18 protein-coding genes and 1 other RNA gene are annotated in these 21,777 nt (G+C 72.9%); 12 read left to right on the plus strand and 7 right to left on the minus strand.

Features of this window, described 5'->3' with window-relative positions:
* Nucleotides 1-77 precede the first annotated feature (77 nt).
* Nucleotides 78-1,418 (plus strand): hypothetical protein, encoded by a 1,341-nt coding sequence (locus ACQKQD_RS02045; RefSeq protein ID WP_427507355.1) that lies wholly within the window; start codon nt 78-80, stop codon nt 1,416-1,418.
* A gap of 12 nt (nt 1,419-1,430) precedes the next feature.
* Here ACQKQD_RS02045 and ACQKQD_RS02050 read toward each other — a convergent pair whose 3' ends face one another.
* Nucleotides 1,431-2,429, minus strand: a complete 999-nt coding sequence (locus ACQKQD_RS02050) for a lipid II:glycine glycyltransferase FemX (RefSeq protein ID WP_427507356.1) — start codon at nt 2,427-2,429, stop codon at nt 1,431-1,433.
* Nucleotides 2,430-2,788: 359 nt separating this feature from the next.
* Nucleotides 2,789-4,048 (minus strand): glycosyltransferase family 4 protein, encoded by a 1,260-nt coding sequence (locus ACQKQD_RS02055; protein WP_427507357.1) that lies wholly within the window; start codon nt 4,046-4,048, stop codon nt 2,789-2,791.
* A gap of 106 nt (nt 4,049-4,154) precedes the next feature.
* On the opposite strand from ACQKQD_RS02055, the gene ACQKQD_RS02060 reads away from it, so the two are divergent.
* Nucleotides 4,155-5,339 carry a DUF1972 domain-containing protein gene (locus ACQKQD_RS02060; RefSeq protein ID WP_427507358.1) on the plus strand — a complete coding sequence of 395 codons (1,185 nt, stop codon included), beginning with the start codon at nt 4,155-4,157 and terminating at the stop codon, nt 5,337-5,339.
* Nucleotides 5,333-6,577 (plus strand): glycoside hydrolase family 5 protein, encoded by a 1,245-nt coding sequence (locus ACQKQD_RS02065; RefSeq protein ID WP_427507359.1) that lies wholly within the window; start codon nt 5,333-5,335, stop codon nt 6,575-6,577. Before ACQKQD_RS02060 ends, ACQKQD_RS02065 begins: the two co-directional genes overlap by 7 nt.
* Before the next feature lie 34 nt (nt 6,578-6,611).
* Here the strand turns inward: ACQKQD_RS02065 and ACQKQD_RS02070 are convergent, their stop codons facing one another.
* Nucleotides 6,612-7,910 (minus strand): VpsF family polysaccharide biosynthesis protein, encoded by a 1,299-nt coding sequence (locus tag ACQKQD_RS02070; RefSeq protein ID WP_056531666.1) that lies wholly within the window; start codon nt 7,908-7,910, stop codon nt 6,612-6,614.
* A complete protein-coding gene (locus ACQKQD_RS02075) occupies nt 7,907-10,012 on the minus strand; it encodes a GumC family protein (RefSeq protein ID WP_427507360.1) in 2,106 nt (701 codons plus the stop codon). The genes ACQKQD_RS02070 and ACQKQD_RS02075 overlap by 4 nt, the downstream gene beginning before the upstream one ends.
* Nucleotides 10,013-10,438: 426 nt before the next feature.
* On the opposite strand from ACQKQD_RS02075, the gene ACQKQD_RS02080 reads away from it, so the two are divergent.
* From ACQKQD_RS02080 to ACQKQD_RS02110, 7 genes are all read left to right on the plus strand, one after another.
* Complete coding sequence (locus ACQKQD_RS02080) at nt 10,439-10,693, plus strand: hypothetical protein (protein ID WP_091679202.1); 255 nt, start codon at nt 10,439-10,441, stop codon at nt 10,691-10,693.
* 69 nt (nt 10,694-10,762) lie between these two features.
* Nucleotides 10,763-10,919, plus strand: a non-coding RNA gene (gene ssrS, locus ACQKQD_RS02085) — 6S RNA.
* A complete protein-coding gene (locus ACQKQD_RS02090; protein ID WP_427507361.1) occupies nt 10,909-11,526 on the plus strand; it encodes a 5-formyltetrahydrofolate cyclo-ligase in 618 nt (205 codons plus the stop codon). The genes ssrS and ACQKQD_RS02090 overlap by 11 nt, the downstream gene beginning before the upstream one ends.
* 3 nt (nt 11,527-11,529) lie before the next feature.
* Nucleotides 11,530-12,348: a TIGR00282 family metallophosphoesterase gene (locus ACQKQD_RS02095; RefSeq protein ID WP_012322254.1), complete on the plus strand. Its 819-nt coding sequence runs from the start codon at nt 11,530-11,532 to the stop codon at nt 12,346-12,348.
* A 207-nt stretch (nt 12,349-12,555) separates the two neighbouring features.
* Complete coding sequence (locus ACQKQD_RS02100) at nt 12,556-13,545, plus strand: MotA/TolQ/ExbB proton channel family protein (RefSeq protein ID WP_020090687.1); 990 nt, start codon at nt 12,556-12,558, stop codon at nt 13,543-13,545.
* Nucleotides 13,545-14,558, plus strand: coding sequence for a peptidoglycan -binding protein (locus tag ACQKQD_RS02105; protein ID WP_020090686.1), 1,014 nt, complete (start codon nt 13,545-13,547; stop codon nt 14,556-14,558). The genes ACQKQD_RS02100 and ACQKQD_RS02105 overlap by 1 nt, the downstream gene beginning before the upstream one ends.
* A 279-nt stretch (nt 14,559-14,837) precedes the next feature.
* Nucleotides 14,838-15,284: a methyl-accepting chemotaxis protein gene (locus ACQKQD_RS02110; RefSeq protein ID WP_267965782.1), complete on the plus strand. Its 447-nt coding sequence runs from the start codon at nt 14,838-14,840 to the stop codon at nt 15,282-15,284.
* Between the two features lie 72 nt (nt 15,285-15,356).
* Here ACQKQD_RS02110 and ACQKQD_RS02115 read toward each other — a convergent pair whose 3' ends face one another.
* A complete protein-coding gene (locus ACQKQD_RS02115; protein ID WP_427507362.1) occupies nt 15,357-17,201 on the minus strand; it encodes an ABC transporter transmembrane domain-containing protein in 1,845 nt (614 codons plus the stop codon).
* Between the two features lie 240 nt (nt 17,202-17,441).
* Here ACQKQD_RS02115 and rpmE point away from each other — a divergent pair, with 240 nt between their 5' ends.
* Together rpmE and ACQKQD_RS02125 are read left to right on the plus strand one after the other, a co-directional pair.
* Nucleotides 17,442-17,690 (plus strand): 50S ribosomal protein L31, encoded by a 249-nt coding sequence (gene rpmE / locus ACQKQD_RS02120; RefSeq protein WP_012322259.1) that lies wholly within the window; start codon nt 17,442-17,444, stop codon nt 17,688-17,690.
* A gap of 355 nt (nt 17,691-18,045) precedes the next feature.
* Nucleotides 18,046-18,828: a MetQ/NlpA family ABC transporter substrate-binding protein gene (locus tag ACQKQD_RS02125; RefSeq protein WP_427507363.1), complete on the plus strand. Its 783-nt coding sequence runs from the start codon at nt 18,046-18,048 to the stop codon at nt 18,826-18,828.
* 63 nt (nt 18,829-18,891) lie between these two features.
* Here the strand turns inward: ACQKQD_RS02125 and ACQKQD_RS02130 are convergent, their stop codons facing one another.
* On the minus strand, nt 18,892-19,422 hold the full coding sequence (locus ACQKQD_RS02130; RefSeq protein ID WP_020090682.1) for a DUF1465 family protein: 531 nt from the start codon (nt 19,420-19,422) through the stop codon (nt 18,892-18,894).
* 179 nt (nt 19,423-19,601) lie between these two features.
* A complete protein-coding gene (locus tag ACQKQD_RS02135) occupies nt 19,602-21,737 on the minus strand; it encodes a TonB-dependent receptor family protein (RefSeq protein ID WP_427507364.1) in 2,136 nt (711 codons plus the stop codon).
* Nucleotides 21,738-21,777 lie beyond the last annotated feature (40 nt).

Raw genomic sequence — 21,777 nt, forward strand, 5'->3', positions numbered from 1 at the left:
GACGATGCCGCGCCGCCGACCGCTTCCCGGCGCCGGCGCCCGGCCCGCGCGCTCACACGGAGACCGTCCACCCCCACATGACCGATTCGATGCCGCGTCCCGGTGATCGGCTCCGGCTCCCGGGCGCCGGCCGCCTCCGCCTGCCCGGACCGATGCGTGCCGTCCTGTCGGGGCGGTTCGCCGTGATCCTGTCGGGTGAGCTGACCCAGAGCCTGTTCCACTTCCTCCTCAACATCCTGCTGGTGCGCGCGCTCGGCGCGCACGATTACGGCCTGTTCGCCATCGTCTTCGCGGTCGGGGCGGTCGGCATCACCTACATCCGGGCCCTGGTGGCGGTCCCGGCGACGATCCACGTCGCCCGCAGCCTGGGGCGTCCGGCGGCGCTCGGCTACGACGTGATGTTCGGCTCGGGCGCGGTGCTGGTCTCCGGCCTCATGGCGGCCGCCGTCGGCCTTCTGCTGATCCCGGTGATCGGCCTCGGCGCCCTCGCGGCCGGGGCCTTCGTGGGCCTCTACGCCTTCCGCAGCTACCTGCGGATCGTGCTCCTCGCCCGCGGCCGGCCCCGGATCGCCGGCCTGAGCGACCTGGTCTACGCGGTCTGCGGCGGTCTCCTCGTCGCGCGCTGGCTGAACGGGGAGGGCACGGCCCTTCTCGATCGGGCCTTCACGGCGATCGCGCTCGCGCACGCGGTCGCGATCGCGGTGGCCTACGCGGCGCTGCGCGAGCGGATCCGCTTCTCGCTGCACGCGCGGGCGCGCGCCCGCTACCGGGCCATCTGGCGGACCCTGGCGTGGTCGCTCGCCGGCGTCACCAGCCTGACGGTCCAGGGTCAGGGGCTGACCCTGCTGCTGGCGCTCCTGGCCGGCCCTGCCGCCTACGCGCCGATCGCCGCCACGATCGTGCTCTACGCGCCGCTGCGCATCCCCGCGAGCGCGCTGCTGAACATGATCCTGCCCGAGATCAGCCGGTTGCTCGCGGCCGGGCAGGTCGACGCCGCCCGCCGGCTCGTCGTCCGCAACGGAATCCTGCTCGGCAGCGCCTGCCTCGCCTACGGGGCGGTGATGGCGGCCGCCCTGCCGCTGGTCGAGGACATCCTGTTCAAGGGTCGGTTCGCCGCGCAGCCGATGGGCTGGATCGGGCTCGGTGTCTGGGCGGTGGTGACCGTGTCGCTGCTCTACGCGATCCCGCGGGCCTATCTCGAGGCCTCGGCGGCGTTCCGGACCATCACGGCGGGGGCGGTGGCGAGCGCCGCCCTCGGGATGGCCGTGATGGTGCCCGCGCTGCTGCTGCTGCTGCCGCCCGCCACCGCGCTCGCCGGCCTGCTGGCCTCCGAGGTTGCGACGCTGGTCTGGTCGGTCTCGGCCTTCCGGACCCTGGCGCGGCGCCCGGGACCGGCGCGACCCCTCGGCGCCGCGTGACCGGCCCGTCGCTTAGCGCAGCGCGAGCAGGGCCGGCGCCAGTCTCCGCAGCGCCGGCGTCCGGCTGTAGACCCAGAGCGGATTGTGCTGGACCACGTCGGTGCACAGGCCGCGCTTGAACTCGAAGACGGGCCGGTTCGCCGCCGGATCGATCCCGCCGAAATCGAAGACCCGGCAGCCCTCCTGCTTCGCCCGCTCCACGAAGCGCCAGACCGCGAGGGTCGCGGCGCCTGTCGCGCGGGCCCGCTCGTTCGAGGCCGTGTAGAAATCCGTGCAGCGGCTGTCCGACAGGTGCGCGATCCGCACGAGGACGCGCTGCCCGTTCTCGCGGACGTCGAGGAACAGCAGGCGCTCGTCCTCGGCCGCGATGTCGCGGTAGGCCTGCGGCTGCAGCGTCGTGGCGAAGCCCTTGCGCTCGCGCAGGGCCGCGAACATCGCGGTGAAGTCGTCGAAGGCTTCGAGGCGCTCGGCCCTGTCCTCGAGGAAGTGCGTCGTCACCTCGGGGTTGCGCTCGGCCTTGCGCAGGGCCTTGCGCCAGCGCGGCTCCATGCCGGCCTGGATGGCGTCGAGGTCCTGGGTCAGGTCGAGCTCGAGGGTGTGGTCGGGCGCGCCGATCACCGGGGCGAAGCCGTGCATCAGCAGCGCCAGCGTCGCGTCGCGGGTCTCGAACTGCTCGTAGTCGACGGCGAGGACGTCGAGCCGGCCGAGCGCGAGGTGGTCGATGAACGCGGCGAACACCGCCTCCGCGCGGTGCGCGCCCGCCGCGGTCAGCAGCGGGCCGCCCTGGACGTGGATGAACCGCGCCGGCCCCTTCCGGCGCGTCTGCCACTGGACGAAGGCGAGGTCCGCACCGTCGCCGGACACGACCGCCCGCCGCACCTCCAGGCCGCGCCGCGCCTTGTAGGTGCCCCAGGGGCTGCCGCAATAGATGTTGGCGCCCGGGCAGGCCCAGACCCGCCGGTCCCAGTCCAGGGCATCCGCGGTCTCTTGAACCGCGAGCTTGGCCGCCATGTCGCTCCTCGTCCTCGCGCCCCGTCCCGGCCGGGCAGGGGTTCCCGCGCCGCACGCCTCATCGGTCAGGCGCCGCCGCATTGCATCCTCGCGCGGCCGATCGTCCACAGGGTGACGGTGGCCGCGCGGATCGGTTTCCGCTGGGTCGTGAGCGGGGCCCCGGTGCGCGGGCGGCCGGGGCCGGTGAGGGGACGCGCCCGGGCCGGTCGTTGCGCGGCGCCGGCAGCAGGCCCGGCCGCGGCGCTTGGCCACGGACCGCGGGCGAGCAGGAGGTCGTCCCGGTAACGCCGAGGGCGCCCGCGCTCAGGGCGGACGCCCGTTCCGGACCGACGCCGGTCCCGCCGGGACGCGCGGGGATCCTAGGCGGCCGGTCGCGCCGGCGCGTCCGCGGCGCGGGACGGATCCGTCGCCGTCGGGCGGCGCAGCGTCGTCCGGACCATGGCCTCGATGCCCTCCGCCGCCGAGGCCTCCGAGAACAGGCTCAGGTAGCGCGCCCGGGCCGCCCGGCCGAAGTCGCGCCAGCGCGCCGGGTCGGCGACCAGATCCGCCAGCACGGCGGCGATCGGCTCCGGGCCGCCCGGCGGGACGATCCAGCCGGTCTTCCCGTCCTCCACCACCTCGGGCAGGCCGCCGATCGCCGTGACGAGCGGCGGCACGCCGTAGGACATCGCCTCGATCGCCACGCGGCCGAGGGATTCGGGCCGCTGCGACGGCATCGTGACCACGTCGGCCCAGCGGTAGAGGGCGGCGGGATCGGCCACGAACGGCTCGAGCGTGACCTGCGCGGCGAGCCCCGCCTCGGCGATCCGCCCGACCAGGGCCCGCTCGCGGGCCTCGTCCTCGAAGGCGCTGCCGACGATGCGCAGCGCGATCCGCCGACGCACGGGCTCCGGCAGGGAGGCCAGCGCCTCCACGAGGACGTCCTGGCCCTTGATCCGGCTGATCCGGCCGAGCATCAGCACGCGGAGCGGGCGGGAGCCGTCGTAGGCGCTCCGATTCGGCTCGGCGGGACCCGCGATCCCGTTGTAGACGACCCGGGCGGTCGCCCCGCGGGGGAGGGCGTAGGCCCGCTCTGTGGCGCGCGAGTTGAACACCACGTTGGCGCCGCTCCAGCGGATCAGCCCGCGCAGGACCTTCAGCACGGCGCCTTCGGGGATCTCGTGGACGTGGACGATGCTCCGGCCGGGGACCAGCCGGGCGGCCAGCAGGTAGTCGGCCACCACGGTGGTGTTGATGTAGACGAGGTCGCTCGCGCGGATGCGGCGCCACGCACGGATCATCGCGATGGGCAGAGCCATCAGACCCAGGGTTACGAGGCGCGCCAGGTTCTTGCGCCGCAGGATCCAGAGCGGGGCGATCACGATCTCGCTGGCGAAGGGCTCCAGCGCGGCCACGATCGGCCCGCGTCGCGGCAGCACCACGTCGATCCGCGCACCCGGATGGGCGGCCCGGATCGTGCGGACGGTCTCGATGAAGCAGCGATCCGAGCCGTACAGCTCGAATCCCTGGTGGACGCACGTGATCCGAAGCTCCGCAGCGGCGTTGCCGACGGCCCGCAGCGCGGGGGCGGCAGCACGATCGCTGTCGCGCGCCGCTCTCAGTCCGAAGTTATCTACCATAAGATGATTTCTGTATTGAATAAACAACTAGCAGTTGTAGAAGCCGGTCGTCGGGATTGTATCCTTCGGATCTACAATAGGGCCGACACATTGGAAAGGAAGTTTCATGCCTGACCGCGCACCGAAACTACTTATTCTCGGCACGCGCGGTATCCCGGCCGCCCACGGTGGTTTCGAGACTTTCGCGGAACGTCTCGCGCTCTACTTGGTCGAACGCGGCTGGCAGGTCGGCGTGTACTGCCAGAGGGATGTCGAGACGGTGCGGGAGCGCATCGCGTGCAGCACCTGGAACGGCGTCGAGCTGATCACCGTGGAGATCGGCCTGCGCGGCCCCGCGGCGACACTCGTCTTCGACGCGATCTGCGCCCACGATGCCGCGACCCGCGGGGGCGTCTGCCTCGTGCTCGGCTACAACGGCGCCGCGTTCCTGCCCTACCTGCGGGCGCGGGGCGGGCGTATCCTGACCAACATGGACGGGATCGAGTGGCGCCGTCCGAAATGGTCGCTGCCCGTGCGCGCCTTCTTCTACGTCAGCGAGTGGATCGCCGCGTGGTCCTCGCAGCGGCTGGTGGCGGACCATCCCGTCATCGCCGACCACCTCGCCCGTCGCAGGCCGCGCGGCGCCATCGCGACCATCCCGTACGGCGGCGATCCCCCGGCGGCCGATGTCGGACCGCCGCCCCTCGGCCTCGAGCCCGACCGCTACCTCGTCTCGATCGCCCGCATCGAGCCGGACAACAACATCCTGACGCTCGTCGAGGCCTTCTCGCGCCGTGCCCGCGGCGTGCGGCTGGTGGTGCTCGGCACGCTGAGGGTCGGCAACCCGTACCATCGCGCCGTGGAGGCAGCCGCCTCGCCGGAGGTGCTGTTTCCCGGCGCCATCTACGAGCCCGAGCAGGTCCAGGCCCTGCGGGTCCACGCGCGGGCCTACCTCCACGGCCACACGGTGGGCGGCACCAACCCGTCGCTGGTCGAGGCGCTCTGGGCGGGCAACGCCGTGGTCGCCCACGACAATCCGTTCAACCGGGGCACGGCCGGGGACGCGCAATTCTATTTCTCGGATCCGGACAGCTGCGCGGCGGCCATCGAGCTCGTGCTCTCCGACGGGGCCGCGGTCGCGGCGGGCCGCGCGGCCGCGCGGGCGCGCGCCGAGCAGTTCCGCTGGGACGCCGTGCTGGCCGCCTACGAGGACGCGCTGCGCCGTGTCGGCGGCTACCCGCCGGCCGCGGACCGCGCGGCGCGCGCCACCGCGGCCGAGCCCGTCGCCGCTCCGGCCGGTCCGAGATGGTAGGCCCCAGCCGGCGGTCGGTGCTCGCCGGCGCCCTCGCGGCGGGTGCGGGTGTCCGGCCCGTCCAGGGTAGTCCCGCGCCGGTCACCCTGCGCCGGGGCATCGCCCTCTGGCCCTGGTTCTCGCTGACCACCGAGTACCCGCCCCCGCGGACCGACTACGCGTGGCCGCCCTTCCAGGCCGGCCGGCCGGTGCCGACCCGCGACGACCTCGCCCGGATCGCCGGGTTCGGCTTCGACTTCGTGCGCCTGCCCCTCGATCCCGGGCCGTTCGTGGCCTTCACGGGGCCGCGGCGCGCCGAACTCCTCGGCACCTTGTCGGAGGCCGTCGACGCGGCGCTGGCGGCCGGGCTGCGCGTCCTGGTCAATGTCCAGGCGAACGCCGCGACCCACCACTACACGCCCGACGCGTTCTACGGCTCGGACCGGGCGCCGCTCTTCGCGGCCTATCGCGACCTCGTCGGAGACCTCGCGCGCCTGTGCGCGCGGAAGGGCACGGACCGCGTGGTCCTGGAGCCGGTGAACGAGCCGCCGCAGGCCTGCGGCGCCGGCGCCTGGAACCGGGTGCAGGACGGGCTCCTGGCCGCGGCCCGCGCGGCCGCGCCGGCGCTCACCCTGGTGGCGACCGGCTCCTGCGGCAGCCTCGTCGCCGGCCTGACGGCTCTGGATCCGGCCGCGCTCGCGCGGTTCGCGCCGCTCCTCTACACCTTCCACTTCTACGAGCCGTACCTGTTCTCCCACCAGGGGGCGACCTGGCTCACCGAGGAGCCGTTCTACCGCTGGCTCACCGCCGTGCCCTGGCCCGGGAGCCGCGGCACGCTGCGCGAGACCCTCGAGGCGGTGCGGGCGCGCATGGAGACGGACCGCACGGTGCCGCAGGCCGAGAAGGCGCGCGACCGCGCGGTGATCGAGGCGAAACTGCACGCGTATTTCGAGGCCGCGCCCGGCCCGGCCTACATCGCCGACGCGATGGCGCCGGTCGCGACCTGGGCGGACCTCTACGGGATCCCGCGCGGGCAGGTGCTGATGGGCGAGTTCGGCGCCCTGCGCACCGACGCCCGTTTCACGGCGTCCCGGGCGCCGGACCGGGCCGCCTACATCCGGGACGTGCGGCTGGCGGCGGAGGCGAACGGGTTCGCGTGGTCGTTCTGGAACCTGTTCGACGGCCTCGGCCTCATGGACGACGCGCACGTCGCCGATCCCGCCCTGATCGCGGCGCTCGGGCTGCGGGCCCGGCCCTGAGGCGGTCCCCGACCGATCCGCGGCTCGGGCCCTCTCAGCCGCGGCGCGGAAGGGGCGGGAACAGGACGATGAGCATCAGGGCGAACTTGGCGAGCAGGGTCGTCTTGCCGGCCAGACCTTCGAACGTGTTCACGAGGATCACGAAGGCCAGGATCGGGAGCCAGACGCCGCGCCGGCAATCCCGCGCGATCTCCGCGAGGTAGAGCCCCACCGCGATCACCAGCACCCCCGTGACCAGGATGCCGTGGTAGAGCACGGCCGAGATGATCGAGTTCTCGATGCCCCATTCCAGGCCGTAGATCCGGCGCAGCGTGTTCACCTGCAGGAAGTCGGGGGCGAGCAGGAGCTGCCGGAACGGGATCGCGTCGAACACCGTGAGCATGTCGACCCGGGCCTGCGCGCTGCCGCCGTCCGAGACGAACCGGTCCAGCAGGGTGTCGAAGAACCCGGCCGAGGCGAGGACCGCGACCAGCACGGGCAGCAGCGTCAGGGCGAAGCACGCGCAGGCCGCCGCCGCCAGCGGGACGCGGCCGGTGCGCAGGGTGCGGTTCAGGGACACGAGCCCGACAGCGCCGCCGAGGATCAGCGTCGTGACGGTGGCCGAGCGGCCCCCGAACGTGACCAGGGCGACGAGCTGGAGGACGATCATGGCGGCGCGCGGCATCGGCGCCAGGCGGCCGCCGCCCTTTGCCAGCGCCAGGATGTAGCACGCCGTCATGGTCGCGTTGGCCAGCGGGTGGCCCTGGAGGGCCGCCGAGCGGGTGTCGGACTCGAACGCCACGCCGTCGAACCGGTAGGGGAAGAAGCGCTGGCCGCTCGCGAGCTCGAACAGGCCGAGCAGGGCGTTGGCGAGCATCACGAGGTGGAAGATCGTCTCCAGCCGCCCGAGCGTTTCGGCGTCCCGATCCATCAGGAGGATCGGGACGAGGCCGGCGAGCACGAAGGTGTCGATGGAGCCGGCGAGGCCCGCGCCGCCCCGGGCCGCGATCAGCGCGAGGAGCAGCACGCCGCAGGCGGCCAGGAGCACGCTGGCCGGCCGCCGGTTCAGCGCCCCGGCCACCGGGATCACCGGATTGCCCGCGCGCATCAGGGTCCAGCCGATCAGGACGACCGCCAAGTAGGTGGCGGGGTGGATCTTCGAGGCGGCCGAGCCGGTGATCCCCTCGTAATTGAGGCCGAGCACCCACAGGAGGCCGCCCGAGACCCCGACGAGGAGCAGGGCCCAGACCGACAGCGCCACCGATTCCGCCCGCAGCAGGGCGCGCAGCACCGGACCCGTGCGCGCCGCCGGATCGTGGCGGCGCGCGAAGCCGGTCTGCCGGAGGGTCCTCACGCCTTGCGCCGGGTCAGGAGCAGGGAGCCCGAGATCGGCCGGCCCAGCGCCTCCGACGTGTCGACGAGGTCGATCAGGTCGCGCTGGCGCGTCGCGCCGTTGCAGGCGACGAGCAGCAGCCGGTCGGCGGCGGCCGCCAGGGGACCGAGCCGCAGGTTCTCGGTCAGCACGCCGCCGTCGACGAGCACGAGGTCGAAGCGTCCCTTCACGCCCGCGATGAAGCGCTCGACATTGGCGGGGGTCAGGGCATCGCGCAGGGGCTTCTCGGTGTCGCCGAGCCCGACCCGGCGGGCGCCGGAGGCCGGGTCCGTCCGGGTCACGGCGTTGAGGCTCTGCTCGCCGCGGAGCACGTCGAGGAGGCCGCCGGTGCCGGAGCCGTCCGCCCGCAGGTCGGCGTCGATGCGCAGGACGCGGTCACCGCGCGCGACGGCCACCGCGGCGAGCAGCCCGATCACCGCCTGGCGCTCGGCCTCGTCGGATTCGCCCGAGGTGACGAGCAGCGCCAGGGCGTGGCCGCTCTTGCCGGAGGTCGCGGCCAGGTGGTCGAGGGTGAGGCTCGCGGCGCTCGCGCTCGCGCCCCGCGGCCGCAGGCCGGGCAGCACGGCCACCACCGGGGCGTTCGACAGCCGCTCCAGCTGCCGCGGCGAGAGCACGGTCGGCGCCAGATATTCCCGCGTCAGCGCGAGGCCGGCGCCGAGGCCGAGGCCGCCCGCGAGGGCGGCGGCGACCAGGATCAGCCGCGGCGGCCAGCTCGGATCCTGCGGCGGCCGCGCCGCGGTGATGATCCGGGCGTTCGAGCTGTCGATGCTGGTCTGCTCCTTGATCTCCCGGGCGCGCACCAGGAACGCGTTGTAGACCGAGCGCGCCGCGTCGACCTCGCGCTCGAGCTCGCGCTGCTGCACCGACGACTGGGCGTTCACCGCCGACTGCCGCTGCAGGCGCTCCAGCTCCGCCGCGAGGGTCCGCTCGTTGGCCTGGGCGCGCTGGGCCTCGGTCTCCGCCGCGCCCGCGATGCGGTTCAGCTCGGCGTCGATCAGCCGGCGGACGTCCTGCATCTGGGCGCGCACCGCGGCGATGAACGGGTGGCGCTCGCCGAGATTGGTGCGCAGGTCCGCCTCCTTGGCGGCGAGCTCCGCGTACTGCCCGCGCAGGCGCTCGATCACCGAGGACTGGACCGCCTCCGGCATCGCTCCGGACCCGATCGCCTGCCCGCGCGCCTCCCGGATCCCCTGGAGCCGCGCCTTGGCGTCGGCGGTCCGCGCCCGCGCGGCGACCAGCCGCGCGTTCAGGTCGGTGAGCTGCTGCTCGTTCACGAGCCGGCCGCTCGACGCGATCAGGCCGTTGCGCGCCTTGTAATCCTCGAGCTTCTTGTCGGCGACGTTGACCGCGTTGCGCAGCTCGTCGAGGCGGCCGCGCAGCTCGCCCGCGGCGCGCTTGGCGGCGTCCGAGCGGGCGTCGGTCTGGTCCGTCAGGTAGGCGCTCGCGATGGCGTTGACGATCCGCGCCGAGAGATCGGGATCCGTCGTGGTGACCACGAGATCGATGACGAAGACCTTGTCGGCGCGCTTGACCGCGAGCCGCCGCCGCAGCTGGTCCAGCGCCCGGCCGCGGGCGTCGACGGGCCGCTCCGCCCTCGGCCCGGCCACCAGCGCGCGGAGTTCGCTGAGGGCCCGCGTGACGACGCCGTCCTGCGGCGCGCCGAAGCCCGGCGCGGTCGCGAGCCCGACCTGATCGACCGCCCGGCCCAGCACGGCGTCCGACTCGATCACCTTCACCTGGCTCTCGACCTGGGCGATGCCGCCGTCCGGCGACAGCCCGGCGGGGTTGACGTCGTTCGAGACGACCTGGCGGTCGCGGGGATCGATCAGGATCTGCGCGGTGGCGGTATAGAGGGAGGGCGTGATCAGCGCGTAGGCGAGGGCGAGCAGGCCGAGGAGCAGCGCCGTCCCGAGGACCAGCCGCTTGCGCCGCCACAGGATCCGCCACAGGTCGCCCAGCTCGGCGGTGGTGTCGGGACGGTACGGGCCCGGACGCTCGGGATGCGCCGGCTGCACGGGGCCGAGCCACGTCGCGACAGCGATGTTATGGTCGATCTGTGCCACGATCGGTCACCGTCGTCTCAAACCTGGTCGGTCCCTCGCGGGTGCCTTCCCCACTGCAAGAGTCGCGCAGCCTCCTGACAATGGATCGGGACCGCGATCCGCGCCGGAGCGGCCCGGATGACTGGGAGCGTGGTAAATCAAATCCGCGCGGCGCGCTCCCGCGCACGCCTCGTTCATCGCGGTCCCGGTGTTGCTGCAGCGTGTCGGCCGCGCCGTCGCATCGCGGCGGGCCGCCGAGGGCGCGATCGGATATCCCGCACGCCGCGGTGCCGCAGCGCCCGCCGACCCAGACCCATGCGTTCAGACATCGGCGTGGATAACGCCTTCGGGCTGCTCTATTCCCCGATCGGATAAATTGTATTGGCTCTTCCGAGACGCAACAATCGCTTCAAGCTGCGGTCTGTACTCTAATTCAGGTGCTCTGCCATGGAAGCGATCGGCGTCGAGGACCGGGGCGGCGGCCGGCGCGACGCCAGCGCCCGCCTGCGTCGGATCGCGGCCGCCACCGGCGTCCCGATCGCCGCCTTCTTCGGGGCGCCGGCGCCGCGCCCGCTGGCGGAGCTCAGCGAGCTGATCGGCCTGTGGCAGTCGATCGCCGACCAGGAGGGCCGCAACGCGATCCTGGCGGTGGCCCGGGCGCGGGCCGCCGGGACGAAGGACGGGCCGGGCGGGCCGGCCTGACGGACCGGCCCGCGGATTTTGCGGTGCCCGGCCCTGGCGGGAACGCGCCGGGACCGCTACATGATGGGAGCGGGGCTGCAGAGTTCGTCAGGAGCACTATCCCCGGGGCCTTATCGACTCCCTCGGGAGCTGTCCCTGGCCTCGTCCCTGGACTTGGCCAACACGGCGCCCACCTACGCTGTAGGTTTCCCGGGATCGATCCTCCAACGGCTCACGTGGCTCCGCACCCGACCTCTCCCAGAACCGGCACCGAGGCTCCGGACGCCGCCCGCAAGGCGGAACTCCGCGCCGCGGCCCTCGCCGCCCGCGACGCCCTCGAGCCTGCGGCCCGGCAGGCGGCCTCGACGGCGATCGGGAACGCGCTCCTCGCGCTGCCCGAGCTCGCCCAGGCCCGTCTCGTGGGCGCCTTCTGGCCGATCCGCAGCGAGGTCGATCCCCGGCCCGCCGCCGAGGGCCTGCGCGCCCGCGGGCAAGCCGTGGCCCTGCCGCACGTCACGCCGGACGGCCTGGTGTTCCGGGAATGGCGCGCCGGCGACGCCCTCGTCGCCGGCCGGTTCGGCCTCAGCGAGCCCGACCCGTCGCTGCCGCCGGTGGAGCCCGACGCGCTGATCGTGCCGCTCGCGGCCTTCGACCGGACCGGGCAGCGCATCGGGTACGGCCGCGGCTACTACGACGGCGCGATCGCGCGCCTGTCCCGGACGAACCCCGTCCTGACCGTCGGCATCGGCTTCGCCGCCCAGGAGGTGGCGCGGGTGCCGGCCGAGCCGCACGACCGCCCCCTCCAGTTCGTGATCACCGAAGACGGCGTGATCCGCTGCGACAGGACCGCCTGACCCATGCGCCTGCTCTTCCTCGGCGACGTCGTCGGGCGTTCGGGCCGCACCGTGGTGTGCGAGCACCTGCCGCGGCTCCGGGAGCGCTGGCGCCTCGACTGCGTGGTGGTCAACGGCGAGAACGCGGCCGGCGGCTTCGGCATCTCCGAGACGATCTGCGACGAGCTGATCCAGGCGGGCGCCGACGCGGTCACCCTCGGCAACCACAGTTTCGACCAGCGCGAGGCGATGGTGTTCATCGCCCGCCAGCCGCGCCTGGTGCGGCCGGCGAACTATCCGCCCGGCACCCCGGGCCGCGGCGCCACGGTCGTGGAGACCCAGGGCGGCGCCCGCGTCCTCGTGGTCAACGTGATGGGCCGGGTCTTCCTCGACGCGATGGACGATCCCTTCGCGGCGGTGGAGCGCGAGCTCACCGCCTGCCCCCTCGGCGCGGCGGCGGACGCGGTGATCGTCGACGTCCACGCCGAGGCGACGAGCGAGAAGCAGGCCTTCGGCCACTACCTCGACGGCCGGGCGAGCCTCGTCGTCGGGACGCACACGCACACGCCCACGGCAGATCACCGGATCCTGCCCGGCGGCACGGCCTACATGTCGGATGCGGGCATGTGCGGCGATTACGATTCGGTGATCGGCATGCAGAAGGACGAGCCGATCCGCCGCATGATCCAGAAGACGCCCGGCTCCCGCTGGGAGGTCGCCGTCGGCGAGGGCACCCTGTGCGGCATCGCGGTGGAGACGGACGCGCGCGGCCTCGCCACGCGGGTCGCGGCCCTCCGCCTGGGGCCGAATCTCGAGGAGACCGCGCCGCATTTCTGGGATTAGCGCCCTGTCCGCCCCGGTGGATGCCGGTTTGGCGTAAGGCGGTCGCGGGCGGCTAAGCCTTTTGTGCGGGACTGGTCTCGATCGGCCTGGGCATAGCTCCGCGATGACCTTCCCGAGACTTGATCGCGTGCGGGCCTACCCCCACAGTGCCCCCCGAGGGGCGCCGATGGCCGGCTGCCGCGTGGTGAGATCAGGCTAGAACGATCGATGGCCGCCCGAGAAACCGGCGACGACAAGAATGGGCCGCTGGCACAGCCCGGGATCTATCTCGGGCGGATGGTCATCTTCCTGATCCTTGTAGGCTTCCTGGCCTTCATTCTGTTCCGGCAGATCACACCGGCCTTCCTGGCCAATCCCGGGCTCAACGGGCTCATCCTCGGTGTGCTGCTGATCGCCGTCCTGATCGCCTTCGGGCAGGTCGTCCGGCTGTTCCGCGAGACCGCCTACGTCAACGCCGTCGCGGGCGGCGCGCAGGTCAAGAAGCCGCCCGCCCTGCTGGCGCCGATGGCGCCGATGATCGCCGCGCGGGCCGGCGGAGCCACCCTGCCGGGGACGACCGGCTACCTCGACACGATCGCGGTGCGCCTCGACGAGGGCCGCGAGATCCTGCGCTACATCTCCGGCATCCTGATCCTGCTCGGCCTGCTCGGCACCTTCTGGGGCCTCATCGACACGCTGTCGGCGGTCGGCGGCGTCATCAAGGGCATGCGCGGCGGCGGCGATGCCGGCGTGATGTTCGACGAGCTGAAATCGGGCCTCGCGGTTCCGCTCTCCGGCATCGGTCTGGCCTTCTCGGCCTCGCTGTTCGGCCTCGCCTCGTCGCTGATCACCGGCTTCCTGGAACTGCAGGCGGGCCAGGCCCATGCCCGGTTCCACAACGAGCTGCAGGACTGGCTGATGTCCGGCGCGGCAGCTCCGGAGACGGCGCCGGTCGCGGCGGCGGCGACCGCGGCGCGGCCGGCCGCCGGCACGCAGGAGCTGAAGGAGGCGGTCGACCGCCTGAGCGCCCTGGTGGCCGAGGGCGGCGGCAGCCGCGCGGCGACCCAGGCGATGACCAACCTCGCCGAGGGCATCCAGGGGCTCGTCCAGCACATGCGCGCGGAGCAGCAGATGATCCGCGACTGGGTCGAGGCGCAGGCGAGCCGCGAGCGCGAGCTGAAGCAGGTGCTGGACCGGCTGGGCCGGGAGCGCGTCTAGTGGCCTCCACGGCGACCCGGACCCGGCGGACGCTCAACGTCTGGCCCGGCTACGTCGACGCGCTGGCCACGCTGCTGCTGTCGGTGGTCTTCCTGCTCACGGTCTTCGTGGTCGGGCAGTTCTTCCTGTCGCAGGAGCTGACCGGACGGGACGAGACCCTGGCCAGGCTCAACCGCCAGATCGCCGACCTCACCGACCTCCTCGCCCTGGAGCGGACGAACCGCCGCAACCAGGAGGAGGAGGCCCGCAATCTCCGCACGACGCTCGCCGGCGTCGAGGCCGAGCGCGACCGGGCCAAGGTGCAGGCCGAGGCCGCGACGGTCAGCCAGGGCGCGGCGGGCACCCTCGACAAGCAGCTGGAGACCGAGCGCGGCGCGACCCGGCGGGCGCAGTCCCAGATCGACCTGCTCAACGAGCAGATCAGCGCCATGCGCCGCCAGCTCGCAGCCCTGGAGGACGCCCTCGCGGCCTCCGAGAGCCGCGACAAGGAATCCCAGGCCCGGATCGCCGAGCTGGGCAGCCGGCTGAACGTCGCCCTCGCGCAGAAAGTCCAGGAGCTGGCCCGCTACCGGTCCGACTTCTTCGGCCGCCTCCGGCAGATCCTCGGCAACCGGCCCGACATCCGCGTGGTCGGCGACCGCTTCGTGCTGCAATCCGAGGTGCTGTTCCCGGCCGGCTCCGCGACCCTCAAGCCCGAGGCCGGGCCGGAGCTCGACCGCATCGCCGGCGCGGTCTCGGAGCTCGCCAAGCAGATCCCGGCGGATCTGCCCTGGGTGCTCCGCGTCGACGGGCACACCGACGCGCGCCCGATCAGCACGTCGCAGTTCCCGTCGAACTGGTCGCTCTCGGCGGCGCGCGCCATCGCGGTGGTGCAGTTCCTCGCCGGCAAGGGGATCCCGCCGCAGCACCTCCTGGCGGGCGCCTTCGGCGAGTTCCAGCCCCTCGAAGCCGGGGCGACCGAGGAAGCCTACGCCCGCAACCGCCGGATCGAGATGAAGCTCACCGAGCGCTAGCGCTGTCGGACCGCCGCGGCGCCGCAGGGGGTGTCGGCGCGCGGCCCGCGTCCGGTGACCAGTTTCGCGGCGATCTCGCCCCGCATTCCCAGGTGCATGTGCCGATCAAGCCAGCATCCGATCGTCTTACGAGAGCTTCGAACACCAGAAGCCGGAAGAGATAGGCGGTAATTGTTCCGGCGGGCGCCGATTTCTCCTGTGCGCGCCGCAGCTCTGCTGGATTAACGCATCGTTATCCTTGACGTCCCATGGTGCGGCCGATCCAGGGAGACCGTATCGATGTCGAAGCTCAGCCTGTCCCTGAACGCGGTTCGGCCCGGAGCCGACGATCACCCCCGGCCGCACGTCGCCCTGCGGGACGAGGCCAGCGCGATCGCCGCGGCCGTGCGGGTCTTCGAGGACGGGCTGACGGACCTGCGCGCGGGCGTGCGGGCCGCGGACGACGCCGCGTCCGCCGCGGCGGCGGCCGACGCGGCGACCGGCCTCCTGGCCGGCATCGCCGGTCAGACCAGCCTGATGGCGCTCCGGGCCGCGATCGAGGCGGCCCGCGACGGCGGAGAGGGCCGGGGCTTCGCGGCCGCGGCCGCGGAGGTCAGGGACCTGGCCGGGCAGATGGTGCGGGCGACCGACACGATCGTGGCCCAGGTCGGCCAGATCCAGGCCGCGGCGGAGCGGGCGCAGGATACCGCGACCCGGGGGCAGCGCCAGGCCGCGTCCGCGCACTGAGGCCGCACACCCCGCACCGGCGATCCGTCGCGCGGACGGGCGCCGGCCCGGGCGGCTCCGGGCGCGGCCCGGCTACTCGGCGACCGGCAGGCGCTCGCCCCGGCTGCGGGGCTCCTTGCCCCGCGCCGTCTCGTCCAGCGCGTCGGTGAATTGCAGGTTCGCGAGCTGAGCGTAGAGCGCGCCCTGGGCCAGCAGGCTCTCGTGGGTTCCGGTCTCGACGATGCGGCCGTCGTCGAGGACCAGGATGCGGTCCGCGGCGCGGATCGTGGCGAGCCGGTGGGCGATCACCAGCGTGGTGCGGCCCTGCATCAGCGTGGCGAGGGCGGCCTGGACGGCGCGCTCGGACTCGGCGTCCAGGGCCGAGGTGGCCTCGTCGAGGAGCAGGATCGGCGCGTCCTTGAGGATCGCCCGGGCGATGGCGATGCGCTGCCGCTGGCCGCCCGAGAGGGTCACGCCGCGCTCGCCCACCTGGGTCGCGTAGCCCTGCGGCAGGGCCGAGACGAAGCCGTGCGCGTTGGCGAGTTCGGCCGCGCGCCGGACCTCCGCCTCGCCGGCCTCCGGGCGGCCGTAGCGGATGTTCTCGGTGACGGTGCCGGAGAACACGACGGGGTCCTGGGGCACCAGGGCGATGCGGGCGCGCAGGCGCTCGGGATCGACCTGGGCGATGTCGGCGCCGTCGACCAGGATCCGGCCGCCCTGCGGGTCGTAGAAGCGCAGCAGCAGCTGGAACACCGTCGACTTCCCAGCCCCGGAGGGCCCCACGATGGCGATGCGCTCGCCGGGCGCGGCCGCGAAGCTCAGCCCGCCGAGGGCGGCGTGTTCCGGGCGGGTGGGGTAGGCGAAGCGCACGTCCTCGAAGGCCACCGCGCCCCGCGCCGGCTCGGGCAGCGGGAGGGCCGGGGACGGCGCGCGGATCGCCGGCTCCGCGGCGAGAATCTCGGTGAGCCGCTCGGCCGCGCCGGCCGACATGGCGAGGTCGCCGTAGACCTCGGAGAGCTGCCCGAGGGCGCCGGCGCCGAACACGGCGTAGAGCACGAACTGCGAGAGCTCGCCGCCCGTCATCGTGTGGTTCAGGACGCCCTGGGCGCCGTACCACATCACCCCGACCACCGAGGCCGAGATCAGGAAGATCGCGACGCCGGTGAGCAGCGCGCGGGCCCGGATCGAGGCCTGGGCGGCGCCGTAGGCCTCCTCGGAGGCCGCCGCGAACCGGGCCGCCGTCGAGTCGGATCGGCCGAAGGCCTGCATCGTCCGCACCGCCCCGACTGCCTCGGCGGCGTAGGCCGAGGCCTCGGCGAGCCGGTCCTGGGCCGCCCGGGAGCGCCGGCGCACGCCGCGGCCCGACACGATCAGCGGGAAGACGATGATCGGGATCGCGGCCAGCACCATCACCGACAGGCGCGGGCTCGTCACCACCATCATGGCGGTGGCGCCCACGAACAGGAACAGGTTGCGCAGCAGGATCGAGACCGAGACGCCGAAGGCCGACTTGATCTGCGTCGCGTCCGCGGTGAGCCGCGAGACGATCTCGCCGGACTGCGCCCGGTCGAAGAACGCCGGATCGAGCTGGGTCAGCCGCGCGAAGACGGCGCTGCGGAGGTCTGCGACGACCCGCTCGCCCAGCGTCACCACCGTGTAGACGCGGGCCGCGCTCGACAGCGCGAAGGCCGCGACGACCCCGAGCAGGGCGAGGAAGTAGGCGTCGATCACGGTCGAGCCGTCGGCCGTGAAGCCGTGGTCGATGACCCGGCGCATGGCGATCGGGACGACCAGCGTCGAGGCCGACGCGCAGATGAGGGCGACGAGCCCCGCGGCGATCCGCGCGCGGTAGCGCAGCGCGAAGGGGAGGAGCGGCCGGAGGGCGCTCAGCGGGGCTCTGGGTCGGCCGGCCGCGGCCGCCTTGGTCTTACGGGCCATCACGCCTCACGTGTTGTCGTTCTCCCGGTCCGCGGCGCTTGTGACCGGGGAGCGGCTGCGGTATAGGCCGCCGCTCATCCGATTGCGTGTGTTCAATGGCCGCGGGCCGCCACCACGGTCGGCTTGGACGTGCCGTTGCCACGAACCCATGGTTCGGTGCAACCGGTGACATCTTCCGCATTCCGGGCCGGGCGGCGCCTCCTGCGCTTCCCGCCGGCGTGCCAGACAGGGACCAAGGTCATGGCGAAGGACGCGGCCGCGAAGGCCAAGGGGACCGAGCACCCCGATTACCACTTCATCAAGGTCGTGATGACGGACGGTACCGAGTACCAGACCCGTTCGACCTACGGGAAGGAGGGCGACACCCTCAATCTCGACATCGATCCGCTGACCCATCCGGCCTGGACCGGCGGTGAGCAGAAGATGCTCGACCGCGGCGGCCGCGTGTCGCGCTTCAACTCGCGGTTCGGCAACCTCGGCAAGCGCTGAGCGCCGCAGCCGTCACGGCGACGCTGTTCGAGACGGGCGGTCCCTGGCGGGGCCGCCCGTTTTCGTGCGCGGCGTCGCGCGGCCGCGCGCGTTATCCACAGGACGGGTTTGCGAAGATCGCCCGGACCTTGGCGCGAACCGCGCGTCCGGATGCGGGGACGGGAACGCTTCTTCTCGGACGGGCCGCGCCCGCGGCCTCCGCGGCCGGGTCCGGCCGCCGCCGGCGCATTCAAAGCGCGGCCGGGCCGTCGTATCCTTCCCCGGTCACCCGCGGTTCGCCGGAACTCCGCCGCGCGGGCGGCCCGCCTGTCCGGGGGCCGAGGCTCTCCGGACGCACTGCTAGGATCGAGATCCGATGAGACGTCTGCTGCTGCTGTTCCTCGCCCTGGTCGGTCTGGCCGTCGCGCCGGCCATGGCCGCGGACAAGATCAAGGTCGGCATCATGGGCGGAGATGCCGAAGTCCTCTGGGCGAAGGCCAAGGAGATCGCGGCCCGCGACGGGCTCGACATCAACCTGGTGGTGTTCTCCGACTACCTGCTGCCGAACGAGGCGCTCCAGTCCGGCGACCTCGACGCCAACGCCTTCCAGCACAAGCCGTTTCTCGCCAACCAGGTTAAGGCGCGCGGCTACAAGATCGTCCCCGTCGGCGAGACGATCGTGACGCCGATCGGCCTGTATTCGAAGCGGGTCAAGGCCGTCGGCGACCTGAAGGACGGGGCGCAGATCGGCATCCCCAACGACCCGTCGAACGGCGGTCGGGCGCTCCTGCTGCTGCAGGCCGAGAAGCTGATCCGCCTGAAGGACGGGGTCGGCCTGCTGCCGACGGTCTTCGACGTCGTCGACAATCCGAGGCGCCTGAAGTTCCAGGAGGTCGACGCCGCGCAGCTGCCCCGCAGCCTCGAGGATCTCGACGCCGCGGTGATCAACACCAACTACGCCGTCGATGCCGGCCTGATCCCCGGCAAGGACTCCATCGCGATCGAGTCCAAGGTCGACAACCCCTACAACAACGTCATCGTGGTCCGCGAGGCGGACACGGGCAAGCCCTGGGTGCCGAAGCTGGTCCACGCGTTCCAGAACGACGCGATCCGGCAGATCCTGAAGGAACAGTTCCCGGGCCAGTTCCCGGCGTTCTGAGCGTCGGGGCCGGGAGGCCGGCCTCGCGCGGCGGCGCTCCCCGGAGCGTCGCCCGGCCCCCGCTCAGCCCTCGCTCATGCGGAAGGCCATCCGCAGCAGGCCCTGCTGCGCGGCGACGGGGCTCTCCACCGGCTGGGGCGTCGGCCGGTCCTCGGCGATCAGCGCGTCGAGGTGCAGGATGCGGCTGTGCAGGCGCCGGGCCCGGAGGATCAGCTGCTGCAGGCGCATCGGCAGCAGGTTGAAATCCTGCTGCTTCGGCGGCTCGGCCGTACCGAGCTTGACCCGGTGCTTCTCCAGGAGGGCCTCGGCCGGGGTCATCTCGCCCTCGGCGACGGCGCGCTGCACCAGCAACCACGAGGCGATCTGCATCAGCAGCGTGGTCAGGCGCATGCTCTCGGCCGCGTAGCTGAGCGTCGCGTCCCGGGACACGAGGCGCGACTCGTCGCGGCCCTCGCCGTCGAGATAGGCGGCCGTCTCCTCGACCAGGGTCATCCCGTCGCGGAACAGCGCCTTGAAGGCTTCCGAGTTGACGTAGGACCTGCCGAAATCGACCCAGTCCTGATCGTCCCGGAACGTGACATCGAAGCCGTTCATCTGCCTCTCCTGTGCCGTCCGACGGCCCGGCTCGTTCCGATCCGGGACGCTCCGTCCGTGGCTTTCGGACGACGCCGCAATCCTAGCGCCGATTGGCCCGGACAGCAGGGTTCATGTTTTTTTAACCTTAACCCGCCGCCCGGGATCTGGAGAAGTGCCGCGGATGGCGGCACCCGCGCTCAGAACAAGGCGCGGATACCGCCGAAGACGCTGCGGCCGCTCCCGGGATAGAAGGCGGCCAGCGCGGCCGGGCCGCCCGCCGTCGCGGCGGCGTTGGCCACCACGGCGATGTCCGAGACGTAGCGGGCGTTCGTGAGGTTGCGGGCATCCACGAACAGGGCGACGCCGTCGGCGAGATCGAGGCCGGCCTCGACGCCGAGCAGGGCGTAGCCGGGCACCCGCAGGGTGTTGGCGTGATCGGCGAAGGCCCCCTGCGGCACCCAGTCGAGCGACGGCGCGACGTGGAAGCCGCGCGGGTGCCGGTAGCTCAGCACGGTGCGCAGCACGTCGGCCGGGATCCCGGCGATGCGGTTGTTGCCGAAGACCGGGTCGCCGACGAACCGGAAGTCGTTGTGGGTCCAGATCTGGGTCACGCTGAGCCCGTCGCCCGCCGCCGCGAGGTCGCGGACGAGGTCCAGGGTGACGGCCGCCTCGACGCCCTGGTGGACGGAGCGGGGGGTGTTGAAGGTGGCGGCCGGGATGTTGAGGCCGGGATTGGTCGCGAAGTTGATCAGCTCGTCGCGCAGGTCCGAGCGGTAGAGCGTCACGTCGAAGGCGAGGCGGTCGACGCGGCCGCGGGCGCCGGCCTCGTAGGTCCAGGCGCGCTGCGCCCGCAGGGGCACGAAGGTCGTGCTCAGCAGGTTCTGCTGCACGAGGTCGGAGAAGTCCGGCACGTCCCGGGACCGGACGACGTCGCCGAAGATCTGGATGTCGGGCCGCGGCTGCCACAGCAGGCCGACCTTCGGGTTGACGCCCGCGTAGGTCACGTCGGCGAAGCGCGGGTTCGGGTTGCCCGGCAGCCCGCCCTTGTCGCTGAAGGTCCGGTTCGACGAGAACGCCTTCGCGCCGGTCATCAGCGCCATGTCCGGCAGGAACCAGAATCGGTTCTCGCCGTAGGCCTCGAGGCTCGAGGCGCTCTGGAGGGCGTTGAGCGTCTGCGCCCCCCGCTGCCCGCGGACGTTGACGAATTGCAGCGCGGAGTTCTGGCCCGCGAAGGCGCGCAGGCCCAGCACCACGTCGTCGCGGAAGCCGCCGAGATCGAAGGTCCCGGCCCAGTGCGGGCTGATCCCGTAGGTCCAGCCGTCCTGGTCGATCGCCTGGAAGATCGGGTGGTACAGGCTCTTGTGGATCGCCCAGGTGTCGACGTCGAGCTTGCCCACGTCGAGCAGGAACGAGGTGCGGTTCGCGATCCGCTCCGTCTCGACCTTGCGGGACTGGTTGCCGGTGATCGCCGTGGGGTTGGCCAGCGTCGGGGTCGAGAGGCTCTGGCCGAGAGTCAGGGTGCCCGGCAGCTTCTGATCGGTGAGGTAGGTGCCGAGATAGAAGCGGGTCTCGATGTCGGGCGCGATCCGGTAGCCGATATTGGCGTTGAAGTTCTTCGTGGCCTGGGCCTCGTGGGCGCGGAACCCGTCGGAATTGGTCAGCGTCGCGTTGACCAGCCCGTCGAGCGGCCCGTCGATGCGGGACATCTGGGCCTGCTCGCGGATCGTGCCGAAGCTGCCGCCGTCGACCCGCAGGATGTTGGGCGCCAGCGCGGTGTAGGCCGTGGGCGTGACGGCGTTGACGGCGCCGCCGAGCGTCGTTGCCCCGAAGGTCAGGGCGTTGCCGCCCTTGTAGACCTCCACCGAGCGCAGGGCGAGCGGGTCCACCTGATAGAAGTCGCCGCTCCCGTCCGCGAGGTTGAGCGGGATCCCGTCCTGCAGCAGCTCCAGCCCGCGCAGGTGGAAGGCGCGGGCGATGCCCGAGCCGCGGACCGACAGGCGCAGCTCCTGCCCGTAGCGCTCCTGCACGTAGACGCCGGGCACGTCCTTGAGCACGTCGCGGAGCGTGTTGGTGTAGCGGTCCTGGAGCGCCGCGGCGTCGACGAAGGCCACGGAGCCGACGGTCCCCGCGAGCGCGGCCCTCTGGCGGTCGACGCTCGGCACCGAGAGCGAGCCGCGGGTCTCGTGCGACGGCGCGTCCGTCGCGGCGGCGCCGACGACGCTGAGTTCGGACAGGGTGACCGAGGCGGCGGACGGTGCCTGGGCCGCGGCCGGCGTCGCGCAGGTGAACAGCAGGAGCGCGGCGCGGCGGCCGGCCCGGAACTGGCGGGGCATGGGGCGGGATCCGTGTCTGGCGATCGGGGAAGGTGGGGCG

This window comes from Methylobacterium sp. NPDC080182 (assembly GCF_050281105.1).
Lineage (GTDB): Bacteria > Pseudomonadota > Alphaproteobacteria > Rhizobiales > Beijerinckiaceae > Methylobacterium.

What these genes read in the sequence shown, in the direction of transcription:
- ACQKQD_RS02045 (WP_427507355.1), top strand. Translation starts at nt 78, where the DNA reads ATGACCGATTCGATGCCGCGTCCCGGTGATCGGCTCCGGCTCCCGGGC.
- ACQKQD_RS02050 (WP_427507356.1), bottom strand. Translation starts at nt 2,429, where the DNA reads ATGGCGGCCAAGCTCGCGGTTCAAGAGACCGCGGATGCCCTGGACTGG.
- ACQKQD_RS02055 (WP_427507357.1), bottom strand. Translation starts at nt 4,048, where the DNA reads ATGGTAGATAACTTCGGACTGAGAGCGGCGCGCGACAGCGATCGTGCT.
- ACQKQD_RS02060 (WP_427507358.1), top strand. Translation starts at nt 4,155, where the DNA reads ATGCCTGACCGCGCACCGAAACTACTTATTCTCGGCACGCGCGGTATC.
- ACQKQD_RS02065 (WP_427507359.1), top strand. Translation starts at nt 5,333, where the DNA reads ATGGTAGGCCCCAGCCGGCGGTCGGTGCTCGCCGGCGCCCTCGCGGCG.
- ACQKQD_RS02080 (WP_091679202.1), top strand. Translation starts at nt 10,439, where the DNA reads ATGGAAGCGATCGGCGTCGAGGACCGGGGCGGCGGCCGGCGCGACGCC.
- ACQKQD_RS02095 (WP_012322254.1), top strand. Translation starts at nt 11,530, where the DNA reads ATGCGCCTGCTCTTCCTCGGCGACGTCGTCGGGCGTTCGGGCCGCACC.
- ACQKQD_RS02100 (WP_020090687.1), top strand. Translation starts at nt 12,556, where the DNA reads ATGGCCGCCCGAGAAACCGGCGACGACAAGAATGGGCCGCTGGCACAG.
- ACQKQD_RS02110 (WP_267965782.1), top strand. Translation starts at nt 14,838, where the DNA reads ATGTCGAAGCTCAGCCTGTCCCTGAACGCGGTTCGGCCCGGAGCCGAC.
- ACQKQD_RS02115 (WP_427507362.1), bottom strand. Translation starts at nt 17,201, where the DNA reads ATGGCCCGTAAGACCAAGGCGGCCGCGGCCGGCCGACCCAGAGCCCCG.
- rpmE (WP_012322259.1), top strand. Translation starts at nt 17,442, where the DNA reads ATGGCGAAGGACGCGGCCGCGAAGGCCAAGGGGACCGAGCACCCCGAT.
- ACQKQD_RS02125 (WP_427507363.1), top strand. Translation starts at nt 18,046, where the DNA reads ATGAGACGTCTGCTGCTGCTGTTCCTCGCCCTGGTCGGTCTGGCCGTC.
- ACQKQD_RS02130 (WP_020090682.1), bottom strand. Translation starts at nt 19,422, where the DNA reads ATGAACGGCTTCGATGTCACGTTCCGGGACGATCAGGACTGGGTCGAT.
- ACQKQD_RS02135 (WP_427507364.1), bottom strand. Translation starts at nt 21,737, where the DNA reads ATGCCCCGCCAGTTCCGGGCCGGCCGCCGCGCCGCGCTCCTGCTGTTC.